Below are 13897 nucleotides of genomic sequence, written 5' to 3' on the forward strand. Positions count from 1 at the left end.
CCCTTCAGTCCTTCCAGTTCCTCCCTTAAAGCCCTTGCTGTTTCCTCGCTTCCGGTCAGGGAGGAGAACTTCCTCAGGGCTTCCTCAAGCTTCGGATACTTCCCGAGGAAGCCCTCAAGTTTCTCGGCCGGAACGAGCATGCCTGTTTCCCGGTAGACTACCAGCGCACCGAGGGTTTTCAGGGCGTCAAGGTACGCTTCGTATGCCTCTCCGTACCTGCTCTCTTCCACAAGCCGGTCTCCCCTTTCAATGTAGAGTTCGAACTTTTTGATTAACTCTACCTCCATGCTATCACCGGCGAATTTTTATAGGGTCTGATATAAAAACCCTGAGATGAAGGCCGAGGAACTCGTCTGGGGCGCGGTTGTGGCGGTCATACTTTACGTAACGTGGAGGGTAGTGCATCCATTAGTTGCCCCCATCTTCTTTGGGCTCGTACTTGCCTATGCATCCTATCCCCTTCAGAGGAGGCTCTCCAAAAGGCTCGGAAAAAAGCGCTCCGCACTGGCAATCAGCCTTTTGATGCTCATCTTTGGCGGAGCCTTAACACTTGAACTGCTCCTCGTTTCTGTTCAGGTTGCCATGTCCTTCTATGACAGCGTTGTAAATGTCTTCAACTGGCTACTCACACTCTCGCTCCCTTCAGAGGTTCTCAACTTCCTCCAGCACTTTCAGGACCAGGTAGTTCCAAAATTGGCCGACTACGTTTCGAGGGAAGCCTTCTCGATTCCCTCCTACGTCCTTCAGCTCGTTGTTTTCTTCTTCACCTACTACTACGCCCTAGCCTACGGTGAGGAAATCAGAGAACAGGTTTATGCCCTCCTTCCGGATAAAAACCGTGAGCTCGGTGAGGAAATCCTCGAAAGCGTGAATAAAACCCTGTCCGCCCTCGTCAGGGCCTGGCTTCTTCTAAACGTCGCCAAGGGAATCCTCATGACGGTTGGCTTCATTATCTTCCGCGTTTCGGACCTGTACACCGCTATAGTTGCCGGCTTCCTGACCTTTGCCTTCTCCTTCGTTCCCCTCTTTGAGGGCTGGATGATTTGGCTCGCCGCGGCAGTATACTTCGCCGTTGAAGGGGCCTACCTCCACGCCCTTGGCATAGCCCTCTACGGCTTTTTCCTCGTTTCGCCGATGCCGGACTACACGATAAGGCCCATGCTCGTTGCCAGGGATACGGAGCTCGACGAGACCCTGGTCTTCATAGGAATGATTGGCGGAACGTGGGCGATGGGGCTGAAAGGCCTCATAATCGGGCCTATAGTTCTTAACCTTCTCCTCGTCCTGCTTAAAGAATGGAAAAGGCTCACAGAATTTTCACGCCGGCCTTCTCCAGTTCCTCAAGGGCTTTCCTCTCGTCGTCAGGGTTGATGCCCTTCACGGCGTCGCTCAGCAGGTAAACCTCAAAGCCGTGTTTTAGAGCATCTAAAGCCGTTGCCTTAACGCAGTACTCGGTAGCGACACCGCATATGTAAACCCTCTTGACGCCTTTTTCCCTCAGAATCTCTGCCAGGTTCGTTCCCTCGAAACCGGAATAGGCTTCCTTGTCCGGTTCGGTAGCCTTTGAGATTATAACCGCGTCCTCAGGCAGGTCAACGACAAACTCCGCCCCTGGTGTGTTCTGAACGCAGTGCCTCGGCCATGGTCCTCCCTGTTCCTTGAAACTTATGTGGTTCTCCGGGTGCCAGTCGCGGGTTGCAACTATAAGAGCTCCCTTTTCCCTGAACTTCCTTATGTACTCGTTGCATTTCGAGATTATCTTGTCCCCCTCGGGGACGGGAAGGGCTCCCCCCGGCATAAAGTCCCTCTGCATGTCCACAACTATGAGCGCCTCCTCCGGCATGGGTATCACCACCATGGATTTCTCTGCGGGATTAATAAGCGTTTAAACCTCAAGCCTGTCTTTGAAGCGGGACATGTCTATCCCTTTCTCAAGGCCGAAGAGGTAAGCCAGAATCCTCTCGTCCAAATCGCCGTAGCGCTCGCGGAGGGCTTTTATACCCTCCATGACCTCAAGCTCCGTCCACCTAAGGGTTCTCGCTATGTAAACCACCATCTCACCCAGGAGGTTCTCTGGTTTTTCCTTTTCCTCCAGAATTTCGAGTTTTGCCACGAGCATTCCATTGTGCTCCTCCAGTAGACCCTCCTCAAGCCATTCCCTGATTCTCTCCTTAGCCTCGCTAACCGAAAAGCGCCTCAACTTAAAGCTCAGAATTCCGACTAACTCGCTCCTCGTGAACTCGGCCGAGCCCTTGACCTCAACTGCCTCCTTCAGCGGATGCATTGCCATCAATCTTTTTATTATCCGGGGATAGATAAAGTTTTGGTGTTGGATATGGAGCAGAGGACTCACAGACTGGCCAATGAAAGGCTCGTTGGCAGACCGTTGAAGATTGAACCTGGAAGAGCCGAGGTCGAGCTTTTAACAACTGAAGAGATGGCCGTTGACGAGTACGGCCTCGTTCACGGTGGTTTTACGTTTGGGCTGGCTGACTACGCGGCGATGTTAGCTGTGAACGAGCCCACCGTTGTTCTCGGGAAGGCTGAGGTGAGGTTCCTGAAGCCTGTGAAGGTCGGGGATATACTGATAGCCAAAGCAGAAGTCGTTGAAGACCTGGGGCGGAAGAAGATAGTTAAGGCTGACGTTTTCAGAGGAAGCGAGAAAGTCTTTGAGGGAACCTTCCACTGCTACGTTCTCGATAGGCACGTGCTTGAGTAACCGGGGGTCAGAGCGTGGCCGAAGAGAAGGGGAAGGAAATCTTTGGAATAAGCTGGAACGTCTTTCTGCTCGGGCTGGTCAGCTTTCTCAACGACATGAGCAGTGAGATGATTGCCCCAATCGTTCCTGCTTACCTAACCGAGGTTCTGAAGGCCGGAAAGCTCGCGAGCGGTTCGATAATGGGGGCGATAGAGAGCGCGAGTTCCCTCTTCAAGGTGGTCTTCGGTTACTTCAGCGATAGGTTCAGGAAAAGAAAGGCCTTCGTTTTCACGGGCTATGCCCTCTCAACCCTCGCCAAGGGTCTTCTGGCGTTCTCACGGAACTGGGTTGATTTCCTTCTCCTCAGGCTCCTTGACAGAACAGGAAAGGGCATCAGGACGGCACCACGCGACGCGCTAATAGCCGAGTCCAGCGACGGAAAAACAGGGAAGTCCTTTGGCTTCCACAGGATGATGGACACACTCGGTGCCGTTGCGGGCCCACTCGTGACGGTTCTCTTAATCGGTCTCCTCTCCTACCTACCAAGGGAGACCCTTTACCGAAGAATCTTTCTGCTCTCGGCAATCCCGGGTCTGCTCTCGCTCGTGATAATAGCCCTGTTCGTCAAGGACCGCGGTGATGAAGTCAGGAAGAAGATAAGGGGCATCTCGTCACTGAGGAGCCGGTCGCTTCAGCTGTTCCTGATTGTGGTTGCGGTTGGGACCCTGGGAAGATACAGCTACGCCTTTACCCTCTGGAAGGCCGAGGAACTCGGCTACACCGTCCTTCAGGGTTCAGCTTTCTACGCCCTCTTCAATCTCGTCTACGCCCTTTCAGCCTATCCAATAGGGGTTTACTCCGACAGGGTAAGCAAGAAGGCCCTTATCGGCATTGGCTTCCTTCTCTCGGCGTTGGCAAGTCTCTGCTTCGCCTTTGCAGGGGGTTTAACCTTTCTCATAGTGGCCTTCGTCCTCTACGGCCTCTACATGGCGGTAATGGACACCGTTCCAAGGGCCTACATGGCCGAACTCGCCGGAGACTACGAAAAGGGGACGATCATAGGGGCCTACCACACGGTGGTTGGGCTCTTTGCCTTCCCGGCTTCGCTGATTGCCGGCTACCTCTGGAGCGCCTATTCCTTAACTTATAGCTTCCTCTTTGCCTCAGTCATGTCATTCCTGGCATTCATTCTGCTCCAGTTTGATTGACGTTCTGCCAATTTTTTCTGTTCGTTTTTGTTCATTTCCCGTCAAAAAGACTAAAAAACCTTGGGTCTATTGGATAAGGGTGGTGAGATGAGAATTCTAATCATCGGTACCGGCGGGACCATAGCGAGCACAAAGACTGAGAGGGGTTACAAGGCAAAGCTAACCGCTAAAGAAATCCTCAAGCTTGCCGGAATCAGCGGGGATGGTGTTAAAATCGACACCCGGGACGTTCTGAATCTCGACAGTACTTTAATCCAGCCGGAGGACTGGGTAACCATCGGGAAGGCCGTTTATGAGAGCCTTGACGAATACGATGGAATCGTGATAACCCACGGGACCGACACCCTGGCTTACACATCCTCGGCTCTGAGCTTCATGCTGAGGAACGTCCCGATTCCCGTGGTTTTAACCGGCTCGATGCTCCCGATAACCGAGCCAAACAGTGACGCGCCGAGGAATTTGAAAACCGCTTTGACGTTTGCCATGAAAGGCTTCCCCGGGATATACGTGGCCTTTATGGACAAGATAATGCTCGGAACGAGGGTTTCGAAGGTCCACTCCCTCGGCCTGAACGCTTTTCAGAGCATCAATTATCCTGATATAGCGTACGTTAAAGGAAACGAAGTCGTCGTGAGGCACAGGCCGGAGAGTCCCTCTGGAAAACCCTCCTTTGACTCCTCCCTCGACTCGAACGTCGTTCACGTAAGGCTAACTCCCGGTCTTTCCCCGGAGGTTTTCCTTGCAATCTCCGAGAACGTTCATGGAATAGTTCTCGAGGGTTACGGCGCTGGGGGAATCCCGTACCGGGGCCGGAACCTTCTTGAGGCTGTTTCGAAAGTTGCCCCCGAAAAGCCCGTGGTCATGACAACGCAGGCCCTCTACGGGGGTGTGGACCTCACGAGGTACGAGGTCGGCAGAAGGGCGCTTGAAGCCGGTGTAATCCCAGCCGGAGACATGACGAAGGAAGCAACGCTTGTGAAACTGATGTACGCCCTTGGAAAAACGAGGAACGTTGGTGAGGTAAGGGAAATAATTGAGAAAAACATCGCCGGGGAAATCAGCTCAGCTTTTTGAGTTCTTCGTCACCAATTAGAAGGGGCCTCGTTGCCTCCATTACATAACTGAGCTCCCACCTCACATCTCCCCGGTTCATGAGCTCGGCATAGCGTTTGGCTTTCTCTTCAGCCTCTTCAATGCTGGAGGCCTCAACGATTCTCCTCACGTACCACTTTCTGTCCCCAAAGCGGAGCTTGAACTCGGCAAGGAACATGGGCACCACCGTTTCTTTCTCCATAGAAAGATTTAAAACTATAATGGACTCTTGGGTTTGGATGTACGAGGTGATGAGGTCATGAATATTAGACAGGTAGTTCTAACTATTATTTTACTCTCCATCATATCTTTTAGTTATGTCTCTGGAGTCAGCTTTGGAGATGACGTGACAGTTACGGGATACACTGTGAACAACAAAGCACCGGCCTTAGTAATGGAACAGAACGGGAATTATGGTTTACTAATACTCTTTGACAATGCAAGCACTTGGGCTCTCATCCGATTTGATGAAGACATGAATATCGTCCCCCTTCGTATATACCATGTTTCTGAACCAAAAGGCTATGCAGTTTATCCATCCTCAATAATCCCTTACGATGGAGGGTTTTTAATTGCAGGTGGTATAGATTCTGGAAACATTCATTCAAATTTTCATGGGGGTTTTTGGATAGCCTATCTCAACAAAAAAGGGGATATCCTGTGGGAAAGGGCGTACTTAACCCGTTATACCTCATCCATCTCAAGGGTGCTAGTTGATAAATTCACAGGGAGAATTTTGCTGGTAGGTAGTGGGTCTTTTTACTCTGGTAGTGATGGATTTATAGGCGTTTTTAATCCAGAAACCCGAAAGCTTGAGAAGTTTGTTGCTATTGGTGGTCCTTATGCAGATGGAGTTGATGCAGTTCTGGTTCTCAAGAGCTCGTACATTGTAGTGGGAAGTTCGTGGAGTCTGGGCGATGCACAGGGGAAAGTCTTTATTTTGAAGTTCACAAAAGATTTCAACATTCTGAGCTCGATTGCGTTTACTCTCCTTGACGGGGGCACTCCCGTAAGGTCAGCTGATTGGTGGACAATTAATGCAAGTTATTCCAACAATACGATTAAGCTCTTTGGAGAGTTCCTCATTGAAAAGTACAGTCCCGAGAAAATTACCCTTCAGAAAAGCGGATTGTGGTGGATGACCATTGATAGGGACCTTAATCCCATTTATTATTCATTTAAAGAAGCCATCGTTAACTCCAGTCCCATTGAGCTTGGTTATTCGGGAGTCCTCAACTTGTATCATCTACCTTTGACCAATGAGTCTCTGATAGTGTCCGGGATTTACAAGAATTATGAAAGATTTTTTGTAGGATGGCTTCATAATAGCTCAATAGATGGATATTTTGTTAACGTTAACCGCTCTCCCATAAGTTACTATCCCTCGACTATTTCCCCATTCACTTCTGTTTTTACCATGGACGGTTCTCTGGTTCTCTTATTAACTGCCTCAAAATATTCAGATACAAACTTCAAGGTATATAATCCCCTTTTAGCCATCGGGATTCCCTATACCAAGCTTCATAATCCTTTGGAACTGAGGAAAAGCTTCCTCTATGGGGGTAACTTTTCGATACAGCTACGAAATACGGGTTTCAAGATTGAGGCTGGCAGGTATATTGCTCCCTATAACATAAAACTCCTCAACGTTGAGATGCATCCCGGTAATATTAGCATTGTTCCTGTTAATTCTGCCCTGAACCTTGTTGAGCTCAGAAATCCAAAACCAATGGTTGATGTGGAAATAATCAGGGAAAAGAATTCACGATTTCCAGAGGATGCATCAATTTACGTAGACAACACTAAGATTAACGTTAGCTCAGTGGCGACTCTATACCTCTTTCCCGGAATGCACAACATTACCGTAACCCGTCCTGGTTTCATATCCCATACAGAGAAGATTCACTTACAGGCGTTTGTTAGTTACGGCTTTTCTATTGACGTTCTTGCGTCATTTCTGCGACTTTCTGTTTCCCCGGAGAACGCCACTATAAAAGTAATGTGTCCGATATCTTATAGACCGACTTATAGATTCATCTTTAACCTTACGCCTGAGATAAAAGGGATAATACTACCAACTGGCTACCACTGCCTTGTTACTGCCATTAAAGATGGTTACGTCCCACAATCAAAGGAGATATGGACTTTTGGTGTTATCAACTTAACATTCAATCTTCGGCCCGAGCCTGCTACTCTAATAATCTCCAGTAACCCCTCGGCAGAGGTGCGGATAAATGGGAAGATGTACAATATAACTCCTCTGACTGTTTCCCTTAATCCCGGGAATTACACTGTAATTCTGTCACGCGAAGGCTATCAGAACTACTCCATGAACTTATCACTCAATCCTGGAGAGACGAGAAAATTGAATATCACCCTTACCCGGGTGACACCCTCTACAAAACGCTCGATAAACACACCCTCACCGGTTACCCATACCAAAACCTCAAGCGCTCCAACTCAAAACATGAGTACACTACCGTTAAATGAGAAAAGAAACATATGTGGTCCCGCTTTCATAGGAGTATTGGCTCTCTTAGTGCTAGTAGTTGAACAGAGAAAGATCTAAGGCTCTACTGCCAAATAAACACCGTTCCTCTCGAAGGCCTCGAAAACCTTTCCTCCCTCTTTCGTTTTCAGCTCGACGAGGACTTTCTCCGGAGCCTTTTCCACGTCAACCTCGACCTTATGGTTGCTGAGCACCTGAATGAATGCATCTCCAAGCCTCTCGAACTCGAAAATCAGGTTTCCGTCTTCCCATCTCGTTCCCCTGAAGTTGACCCCACCCATTCTGAAAGTTACCTCAAGAACAATCTTCAAAGCGTTCACCGGGATAAGTGGGGGAGGGAGGTTAAAAACGTTTGCAAGTTCACTCTTTTTTCTTCAGCTTCACGACCTGCTTCGCGAACTCCTCTAAGACCTCTTTCCTCATGCCCTCGAAGAACTTAATGGAACCCGCGTAGCTGTGGCCACCGCCCTCTATTCCAGCGCTCGGTAGCTTCTCTTGGAGCTTTGGAATTATGGCGTTTAAGTCGAAGTCGTACGCGGCCATTCCGTCGCTGGCCCTCACCACGGCAAAGTCTGGACCATAAGCGAGCGTTAGGATGGGGCTGTCCTCGCCGTACTTCTCCTTGAAGTGGTCGTGGATTAAACCACTTAACTTGCCCGGCGATGGGTAGGAAAACTTTGGAGCGAAGAGTTCCACGTCTATCGTGTTGAACCTTATGCCGTTAGGCAAAACGACGCTCTTGACGTGGGGTAGGGAAGCCTTTAGGGCCTTCTCCTGCTTCTCCTTCACCTCAGGGTAAATCGCGTTTATGAGCTCGCGATGCCTCTGCAGGTTTCCAGTGAGGAGGAGAATCTCGTCTATGATTCCGTGGCCGTCCATGAACTTCCAGTAGAAGGCCTCGTGGTCTATTACCTCGGCTATCTTCTTCAAATCCTCCTCGGTCAGACCCTTGGACTTCTTTGCTATCTCAAGGTACTGGTAGAACTCGGGAGCCTTACTCCTGTCGCCAGTTCCAGCTATCGCCGGCAGGTGCTTTATCTTGTCCTCCACCTCGGGGTTTATGAAGCGAGCCACTTCCGTTGCCAGCATTCCGGCTGTTAGTTCGTAGTAACCCCTCTTCACGTGGTGTGGATTGACGTGAACATCGACGTATTCATCAACCTTGGCCTTATCCTCGCTAATCCACTCCCTCGGGTCGTGGTGGTCTATAACCACTATCGGCACGCCGTAGGCCCTTATGCGCTTGTAAGCGGGAATGTCCTCGCTGGTTCCGCCGTTGTCCACGATGACAACCAGAGGCAGAGGGTCGCCGAACTTCTCGTGGTCCTCAATCATGAAGATTATGTCCTTGAGCACATCTTCGAGCTCGTAGAAGGGTGCTCTACTGGGTCTGCGCTTGAAGAGCTTCCACCTCGCCTGCGGGTCGGGGGAGATGCTCTCTATCAACGGGACTATCGCGTATTCGAGTGCCAGACCGGAGGTGTAGCCGTCTGTATCGGAGTGGTGCCTCAGCAGAATCGGTCTACCTTCAAAGATTGCTCTCCTAATCATGAAGGCCGCCTTCATTATCTTGGGCTTGAGCTTCTCAAGAACCTCGCTCTCCACGAGGAATCCCACGTCCTTTGGCTGGGCCCTCTTGTCCAGTTCGGCCTCTATCTGCTGTTTAACCCTCGCCGCGTCCGGTCCCCAGAGCCTCGCCATGTCGCTGACTTCTATCTGAATCTCGCCGGAGTGGAAGGCTATCTTTCCAATGATTTCAACAATGTCGCCGACGCTTATGTTCGGGTAAGCCCTCACTCCCGGGGCCTCGAATGCGGCCGCCCAGGTTATGCCGGTTCCGTCAGTTATGGTAAAGACCGTCGGCCCGCCGGTTACCTGTATCTGCGTCACCCTTCCCTGTATTCTCACAGTCTTTCCGGCCATGTCCTTGCTCAGCTCGGCTATTGGCGTTACGGGGAGTTCTTTCTTAACCACAACCGTCTTGTAATGCCTCAGCGGGGACTCGATTAGGTCGATTTCCCTCTTGTCTGGCCTCACGTCAAGGACCTGAACGATTATCTCCTGCCCGGGTATGTACTCCCTTCCGCCGAGGAGGTCCTTCCGCTTGATTAAACCGACAACGTGGGGGTTGAGTTTGACGAAAACGCCAAAGCGCTCCACTCTATCTATGGTTCCCTTGTAGAGGCTTCCGATTTCAACGTCCTCGTAGTCACAGGTCTTGTCGAGAATGAAAACAACCTTGTACTTCCTCAGGCAGTCCGGACAGACCCAGGTTGTGTCCATTCCGGGCTCCCAGGGCCCTTTGATTTTACCGCATATATCGCAGGCGAGGACCTTTCCGGTTCCACCACAGACTGGACAGGTGTCGTAAACCGGAACAGTCCCCTTGCCGTGGCACTCTGGGCAGGGGATTTCATCAACCTCGTCCTCAACTCCAAGGTGGTCAAGGTTTCTGTAGCCCTTCAGCTTATCGCCTATTTTGAAATCAGCCGGAACGTAGCCCCAGCCCTCGCAAACGGGGCACTCCTTCTCGCCAACCTTAACCTTTCCCGTTCCATGACACTCGGGACAGTCCTTGACTGCCATTCTCTCTCACCCTACCTCGGTTGCCCTCTTGACTTAAAAACGTTAGCAGATTCTACTCAACCTTTATAACCCTCCCTTTGATACGTTTCTCTGCGATGATGAGTGAATCCAATGCTGAAGAGATGATGAACCCCGAACCTGAGCACGAGGTGGTTGAACTGGAGAAGCTCCGCAAGAGCGTGGAGAAACTCACGAGGCAGGTTGAAAAGCTTGAAGAGCAGAAAAAACCCGATTCCCTTGGCTGGGACGACATAGCCCAGGAGATAGTCGGCGCGATAACCTTCGCCCTGCCCTTCCTCTTCACGGGGGAAGTCTGGGATGTTGCCAAGGACATTTCCGTGGAACGTTCCCTCGCGATATTCCTGATGACCCTGATTCTGGCCTACCTCTTCCTTACCAAGGCAAACCTCGGGAACCTGAAGCGTGAGGAGATATTCCATATCCCCAAGAGGCTCATAACGGTGGCTTTGATTTCCTATGCCGTCTCGGCCTTTCTGATATACATCTTCGGAATCGACTACATAGCCCACTTCAACAGGCTCCAGTATCTCAACGCGACGGTTATAATAAGCACGTTCGCGGTCATAGGGGCAATAGCCGTTGACATGGTGAGGTGAATGAGAATCGTAACCGGCAGAAAATGGGAGGCCTTTGGAAACGATGCCCTCCTTTTTCCGGAATACGGTAAAACCAGGGATGAGCTCATGGCCTTTGTGGACTCTCTCAAAGAGGACGAAACCCTCGTAACGGCCAGTCTCGAGCTGATTGACATCATAACCAGTCGCTTCAGGAAGGGTGATGACAACGTTCTCCTCTACTCCGAGACTGGAAAGACCCTAACGCTTAAAGAAACCCACGAGCTGAGGAAGTACCTCGACTTCGACGTCAGAGGTGGGTTTTCTGGAGAGGAGGCGAGAACATCGGTGCTCTTCGTGGAAGGCAAAACCGACGCGAAGTTCTTCAAAGCGGTTTTCAAAAAGCTCTTCGAGTTCAAAGAGAGCAGAAAAGCCCCGGGGAGTTTAAGGTTCATAGAGCGCGTTTTTGAGCGCGACAACTTCGACCTCCTAAAGAGGGAAAGCGACGGTCACTACTTGGCTGTTATCCCGAGCGAGGGGAACTCGGGGGTTATCAGAAACCTAGGGAACTTCCTTAAGGCCATGGACGTCTTTGGATTCGCAGTTGAAAGGCTCGGTGTTGCCGTTGATGTTGACGAGAGCAGGGAAAATGCCCTCGCCTCGATAACCGGAAAGCTCTCCGGGTTCCGGCATGAGAAGACAGAGCTCGGCTACCGCGTCGGTGAAACGGAGGTGGTTCCGCTCATAATAGGCCTGCCCTTCAAGGACGAGCTCATAGACTGGAGGAAGCCGACCGTTGAGGATTTGATGCTCCATCTCATAGCCAGGGAGGGACTGCTCGAGAAAATAAAGCCCGGTCTCAAAGCCCTCAACGAGAGCCTTGGAAGAAAGTTCAAACCGAAGGAGGTTATGTATCTGGCCCTCTCAGCCTATGGGCACTGGGGAAACCTTGAGGGGTTCTACGAGCTCTTCGTCATGCGCTCTAGGTTTAGAAACCTTAAGGCCGTTCTGAGAGATGCCGGGCTGATGGAGGGTCTCAGGTATCTCGCTTTTGCCGAGCGCTGAGTTTTTAAGCTTTCTCCGGTTATTATCTCTGGTGGGAAGTATGAAGCTCGTCTCATTCGACGTCTGGAACACGCTCCTAGATATAAACGTTATGCTCGATGCCATGGCAGTTGAGCTTTCCAAGCTTATGGGGGCTTGTATAATAGACGTCGTCGAGGGCATAATGCTCACCCGCGAGAGAATCAAGGCCATGCGCTCCAAGGGCACAGGAAATCGGGAAAGGGCTCTGGAGGAGAGCCAGGAGCTTCTGGCGGAGCTTCTTGGGATAGAGGTCGAGCTCGTCAAGAGGGCTACCGCGAGAGCAGTTCTGAGGGTTGATGATGAAATCGTCCTGCCGGGAGCGAAGGAGACTCTTGAGGGCGTTAAGCGGAAGGGCCTAAAGGTCACCGTCACGGGCAACGTGATGTTCTGGCCGGGTTCTTACACGAGGCTTCTGCTTGAAAGGTTTGGCCTTATGGACCACATCGACAAGACCTTCTTCGCGGATGAGGTTAAGGCGTTCAAGCCCATGAGGGAGATGTTTGAGAAGCCTCTGAAGGCCTTCAACGTGAAACCGGAGGAAGCCATACACATCGGCGATACCTACGCGGAGGACTTTGAAGGCGCTTTAAAGGCCGGCCTCTGGGCGGTCTGGATAAACCCGGAAGCGGAAAGTGTTAGGAGAATCCACGAGCGGGGCTTTGAGGTTCCGAGCGTTGAAGGGATTCTGGAAGTGCTTGAGGAAATAGAAAAAAACTAGCGAATGAGCTTGGCTTTCACTTCTTTCCCATTTTAAGCCACGCGCCAAGTCCGACCTGCTTCGTCTTCTGATACTTCAAATCCTCCTTGCGGTAGCCAAAGGCCCTTAGAATTCTCTCAACTGCCGGCAGAACCTGGTTCTCGATGTAATACTCGGCATCATAGCGGTGCTTCGTCGGGTCGAACTCGTCGAAGGGAATGGCCCTGTCCCCAATCCTGCCGGAGCCCTTGAGGACGATGTAGCTTATCACGGTTCCCGGACGAATTTTTATCCCCCTCGCGGCGAGCCTTTTGGCAACGGCCACGTGCGGTCCAGTGGCTTTGTAGTCCTTCAGGTCTCTCGTTATCTGCTCGTGGATGACGAGCTTCTCCGGTGGAACCTCGTACTTGCTCAGCTTCTCTGTCACTTCCTTGACTATCCTAACTGCCTCTTCAACGTCACCGTGCTTGAGTATGGCCTCCAGAACTCTCGCCTGCGTTTCTTTCGCTATCTCGCTCCAGTCGCGCCTCACTATCTCAAGCCCGCGCGTTGTTATCTTGCCTTCCTCGTCTATTACCGCGTACTTCTTTTTCGTCACGAAGAAGCCCCTGACGTAGAAGCCCTCGTACTCGAGTTCAAGCAAACCGGGCAGTTTAGTATTTATATACTTGAGGAACTCTTTCGCCTTCTTTTTGACCGTTTCGGCATCCGCTCCAGGAATTGTCGCGAAAAAGCCATCGGTGTCGGCATACAGTACTTTAAAGCCAAATTTCTCCTCTATCTCTCTTATAGTGGTCTCTATGTACTCCCTGCCCCAGGCAGTAACACTCTCGGCACACTCCCTGCAATACCAGCGAGCCTTTGCGTAGCCGTAGTAACCGTAGAAGCTGTTTGCAAGGATTTTAATGGCCCGCTGCCTGTAATCAAGGAGCTTCTTCTCAACGGGGTCTATAGTTGCCTTCATCTTTCTCTTTATCTTCTGCCTCTCCTCCAGAAGGTCTCCGAGAAGGCTTGGAATGAATCCCGGAAAGTCCTTGCAGAACTTATGGCCCACCTGCGGGGCCACATCGTATTCTTTACAGCCTTCTCTGTTGAGAGTGTCAGGCGAAACGTTATGGGTGATTATTATTGAGGGGTAGAGGCTTCTAAAGTCTAGATAAACTATGTTCTCCCATAATCCCCGTTCCGGTTCCTTGACGTATCCGCCTGCATAGCTCTGTCTCCTTCTTGCAAGTTCCCTCTCATCAGGCTTGTTGGGTGCAAGCTCGTTTCTCTCGTAGGCTTTCCTTAGGAGAAACCACTCCACAAGGTTGCCCGTGCTCGAACGCGATACATCCCAGAGGCTCTGGCCTATGAGTCTTGAAAGCTGCGCCTCCATCGGGAAGAACTCCTTTCCGAGCTCAAAAGTTACCTTGGCGTCCTCCATCGAGTAGCGGGCTACCCTCT

The 13897-nt window shown here is 51.0% G+C and carries 14 protein-coding genes and 1 pseudogene; 8 read left to right on the top strand and 7 right to left on the bottom strand.

The features are described from left to right. Window positions 1–287 (bottom strand): hypothetical protein (locus MVG27_RS00505; RefSeq protein WP_297555817.1); only part of this gene is annotated, 287 nt, incomplete at its 3' end. A gap of 46 nt (window positions 288–333) precedes the next feature. Between MVG27_RS00505 and MVG27_RS00510 the strand changes: the two genes are divergently transcribed. After that, on the top strand, window positions 334–1371 hold the full coding sequence (locus MVG27_RS00510) for an AI-2E family transporter (RefSeq protein WP_297555818.1): 1038 nt from the start codon (window positions 334–336) through the stop codon (window positions 1369–1371). Here MVG27_RS00510 and MVG27_RS00515 read toward each other — a convergent pair. Both MVG27_RS00515 and MVG27_RS00520 read right to left on the bottom strand, forming a co-directional pair. Next, a complete protein-coding gene (locus tag MVG27_RS00515) occupies window positions 1307–1843 on the bottom strand; it encodes a nicotinamidase (protein WP_297555825.1) in 537 nt (178 codons plus the stop codon). The two genes, MVG27_RS00510 and MVG27_RS00515, sit on opposite strands and share 65 nt — an antisense overlap. A gap of 42 nt (window positions 1844–1885) precedes the next feature. Continuing rightward, window positions 1886–2284 (bottom strand): DUF2240 family protein, encoded by a 399-nt coding sequence (locus MVG27_RS00520; protein WP_297555826.1) that lies wholly within the window; start codon window positions 2282–2284, stop codon window positions 1886–1888. A gap of 51 nt (window positions 2285–2335) precedes the next feature. Here MVG27_RS00520 and MVG27_RS00525 point away from each other — a divergent pair, with 51 nt between their 5' ends. From MVG27_RS00525 to MVG27_RS00535, 3 genes are all read left to right on the top strand, one after another. Continuing rightward, window positions 2336–2719 (top strand): PaaI family thioesterase, encoded by a 384-nt coding sequence (locus tag MVG27_RS00525; protein ID WP_297555827.1) that lies wholly within the window; start codon window positions 2336–2338, stop codon window positions 2717–2719. 14 nt (window positions 2720–2733) lie between these two features. After that, window positions 2734–3906, top strand: coding sequence for an MFS transporter (locus MVG27_RS00530; protein WP_297555820.1), 1173 nt, complete (start codon window positions 2734–2736; stop codon window positions 3904–3906). 87 nt (window positions 3907–3993) lie between these two features. Beyond that, window positions 3994–4980 carry an asparaginase gene (locus tag MVG27_RS00535; RefSeq protein ID WP_297549737.1) on the top strand — a complete coding sequence of 329 codons (987 nt, stop codon included), beginning with the start codon at window positions 3994–3996 and terminating at the stop codon, window positions 4978–4980. Here the strand turns inward: MVG27_RS00535 and MVG27_RS00540 are convergent. Then, on the bottom strand, window positions 4964–5176 hold the full coding sequence (locus MVG27_RS00540; RefSeq protein ID WP_297549754.1) for a hypothetical protein: 213 nt from the start codon (window positions 5174–5176) through the stop codon (window positions 4964–4966). The two genes, MVG27_RS00535 and MVG27_RS00540, sit on opposite strands and share 17 nt — an antisense overlap. An 81-nt stretch (window positions 5177–5257) precedes the next feature. On the opposite strand from MVG27_RS00540, the gene MVG27_RS00545 reads away from it, so the two are divergent. Continuing rightward, a complete protein-coding gene (locus tag MVG27_RS00545) occupies window positions 5258–7567 on the top strand; it encodes a PEGA domain-containing protein (protein WP_297555823.1) in 2310 nt (769 codons plus the stop codon). Here the strand turns inward: MVG27_RS00545 and MVG27_RS00550 are convergent. Both MVG27_RS00550 and MVG27_RS00555 read right to left on the bottom strand, forming a co-directional pair. Further along, entirely contained in the window at window positions 7564–7818 is a 255-nt protein-coding gene (locus MVG27_RS00550; protein ID WP_297555829.1) for a hypothetical protein, read from the bottom strand. The genes MVG27_RS00545 and MVG27_RS00550 overlap by 4 nt on opposite strands. Window positions 7819–7867: 49 nt before the next feature. Further along, the gene (locus MVG27_RS00555) at window positions 7868–10093 is read right to left on the bottom strand and encodes a DHH family phosphoesterase (RefSeq protein ID WP_297470799.1); all 2226 of its coding nucleotides are present in this window, start codon (window positions 10091–10093) and stop codon (window positions 7868–7870) included. 95 nt (window positions 10094–10188) lie between these two features. Between MVG27_RS00555 and MVG27_RS00560 the strand changes: the two genes are divergently transcribed. From MVG27_RS00560 to MVG27_RS00570, 3 genes are read left to right on the top strand one after another with little or no spacing between them, the layout of a single operon-like run. Further along, a complete protein-coding gene (locus MVG27_RS00560) occupies window positions 10189–10710 on the top strand; it encodes a DUF2391 family protein (RefSeq protein ID WP_297549257.1) in 522 nt (173 codons plus the stop codon). Further along, window positions 10711–11733: a DUF3226 domain-containing protein gene (locus tag MVG27_RS00565; RefSeq protein ID WP_297549259.1), complete on the top strand. Its 1023-nt coding sequence runs from the start codon at window positions 10711–10713 to the stop codon at window positions 11731–11733. A 40-nt stretch (window positions 11734–11773) separates the two neighbouring features. Next, on the top strand, window positions 11774–12472 hold the full coding sequence (locus tag MVG27_RS00570) for an HAD family hydrolase (protein WP_297549335.1): 699 nt from the start codon (window positions 11774–11776) through the stop codon (window positions 12470–12472). Window positions 12473–12488: 16 nt separating this feature from the next. On the opposite strand, the pseudogene MVG27_RS00575 reads toward MVG27_RS00570, so the two are convergent. After that, window positions 12489–13897: pseudogene (locus MVG27_RS00575) on the bottom strand (DNA polymerase); the annotation flags it as partial.

Source organism: Thermococcus sp. (genome assembly GCF_027011145.1).
Lineage (GTDB): Archaea > Methanobacteriota_B > Thermococci > Thermococcales > Thermococcaceae > Thermococcus.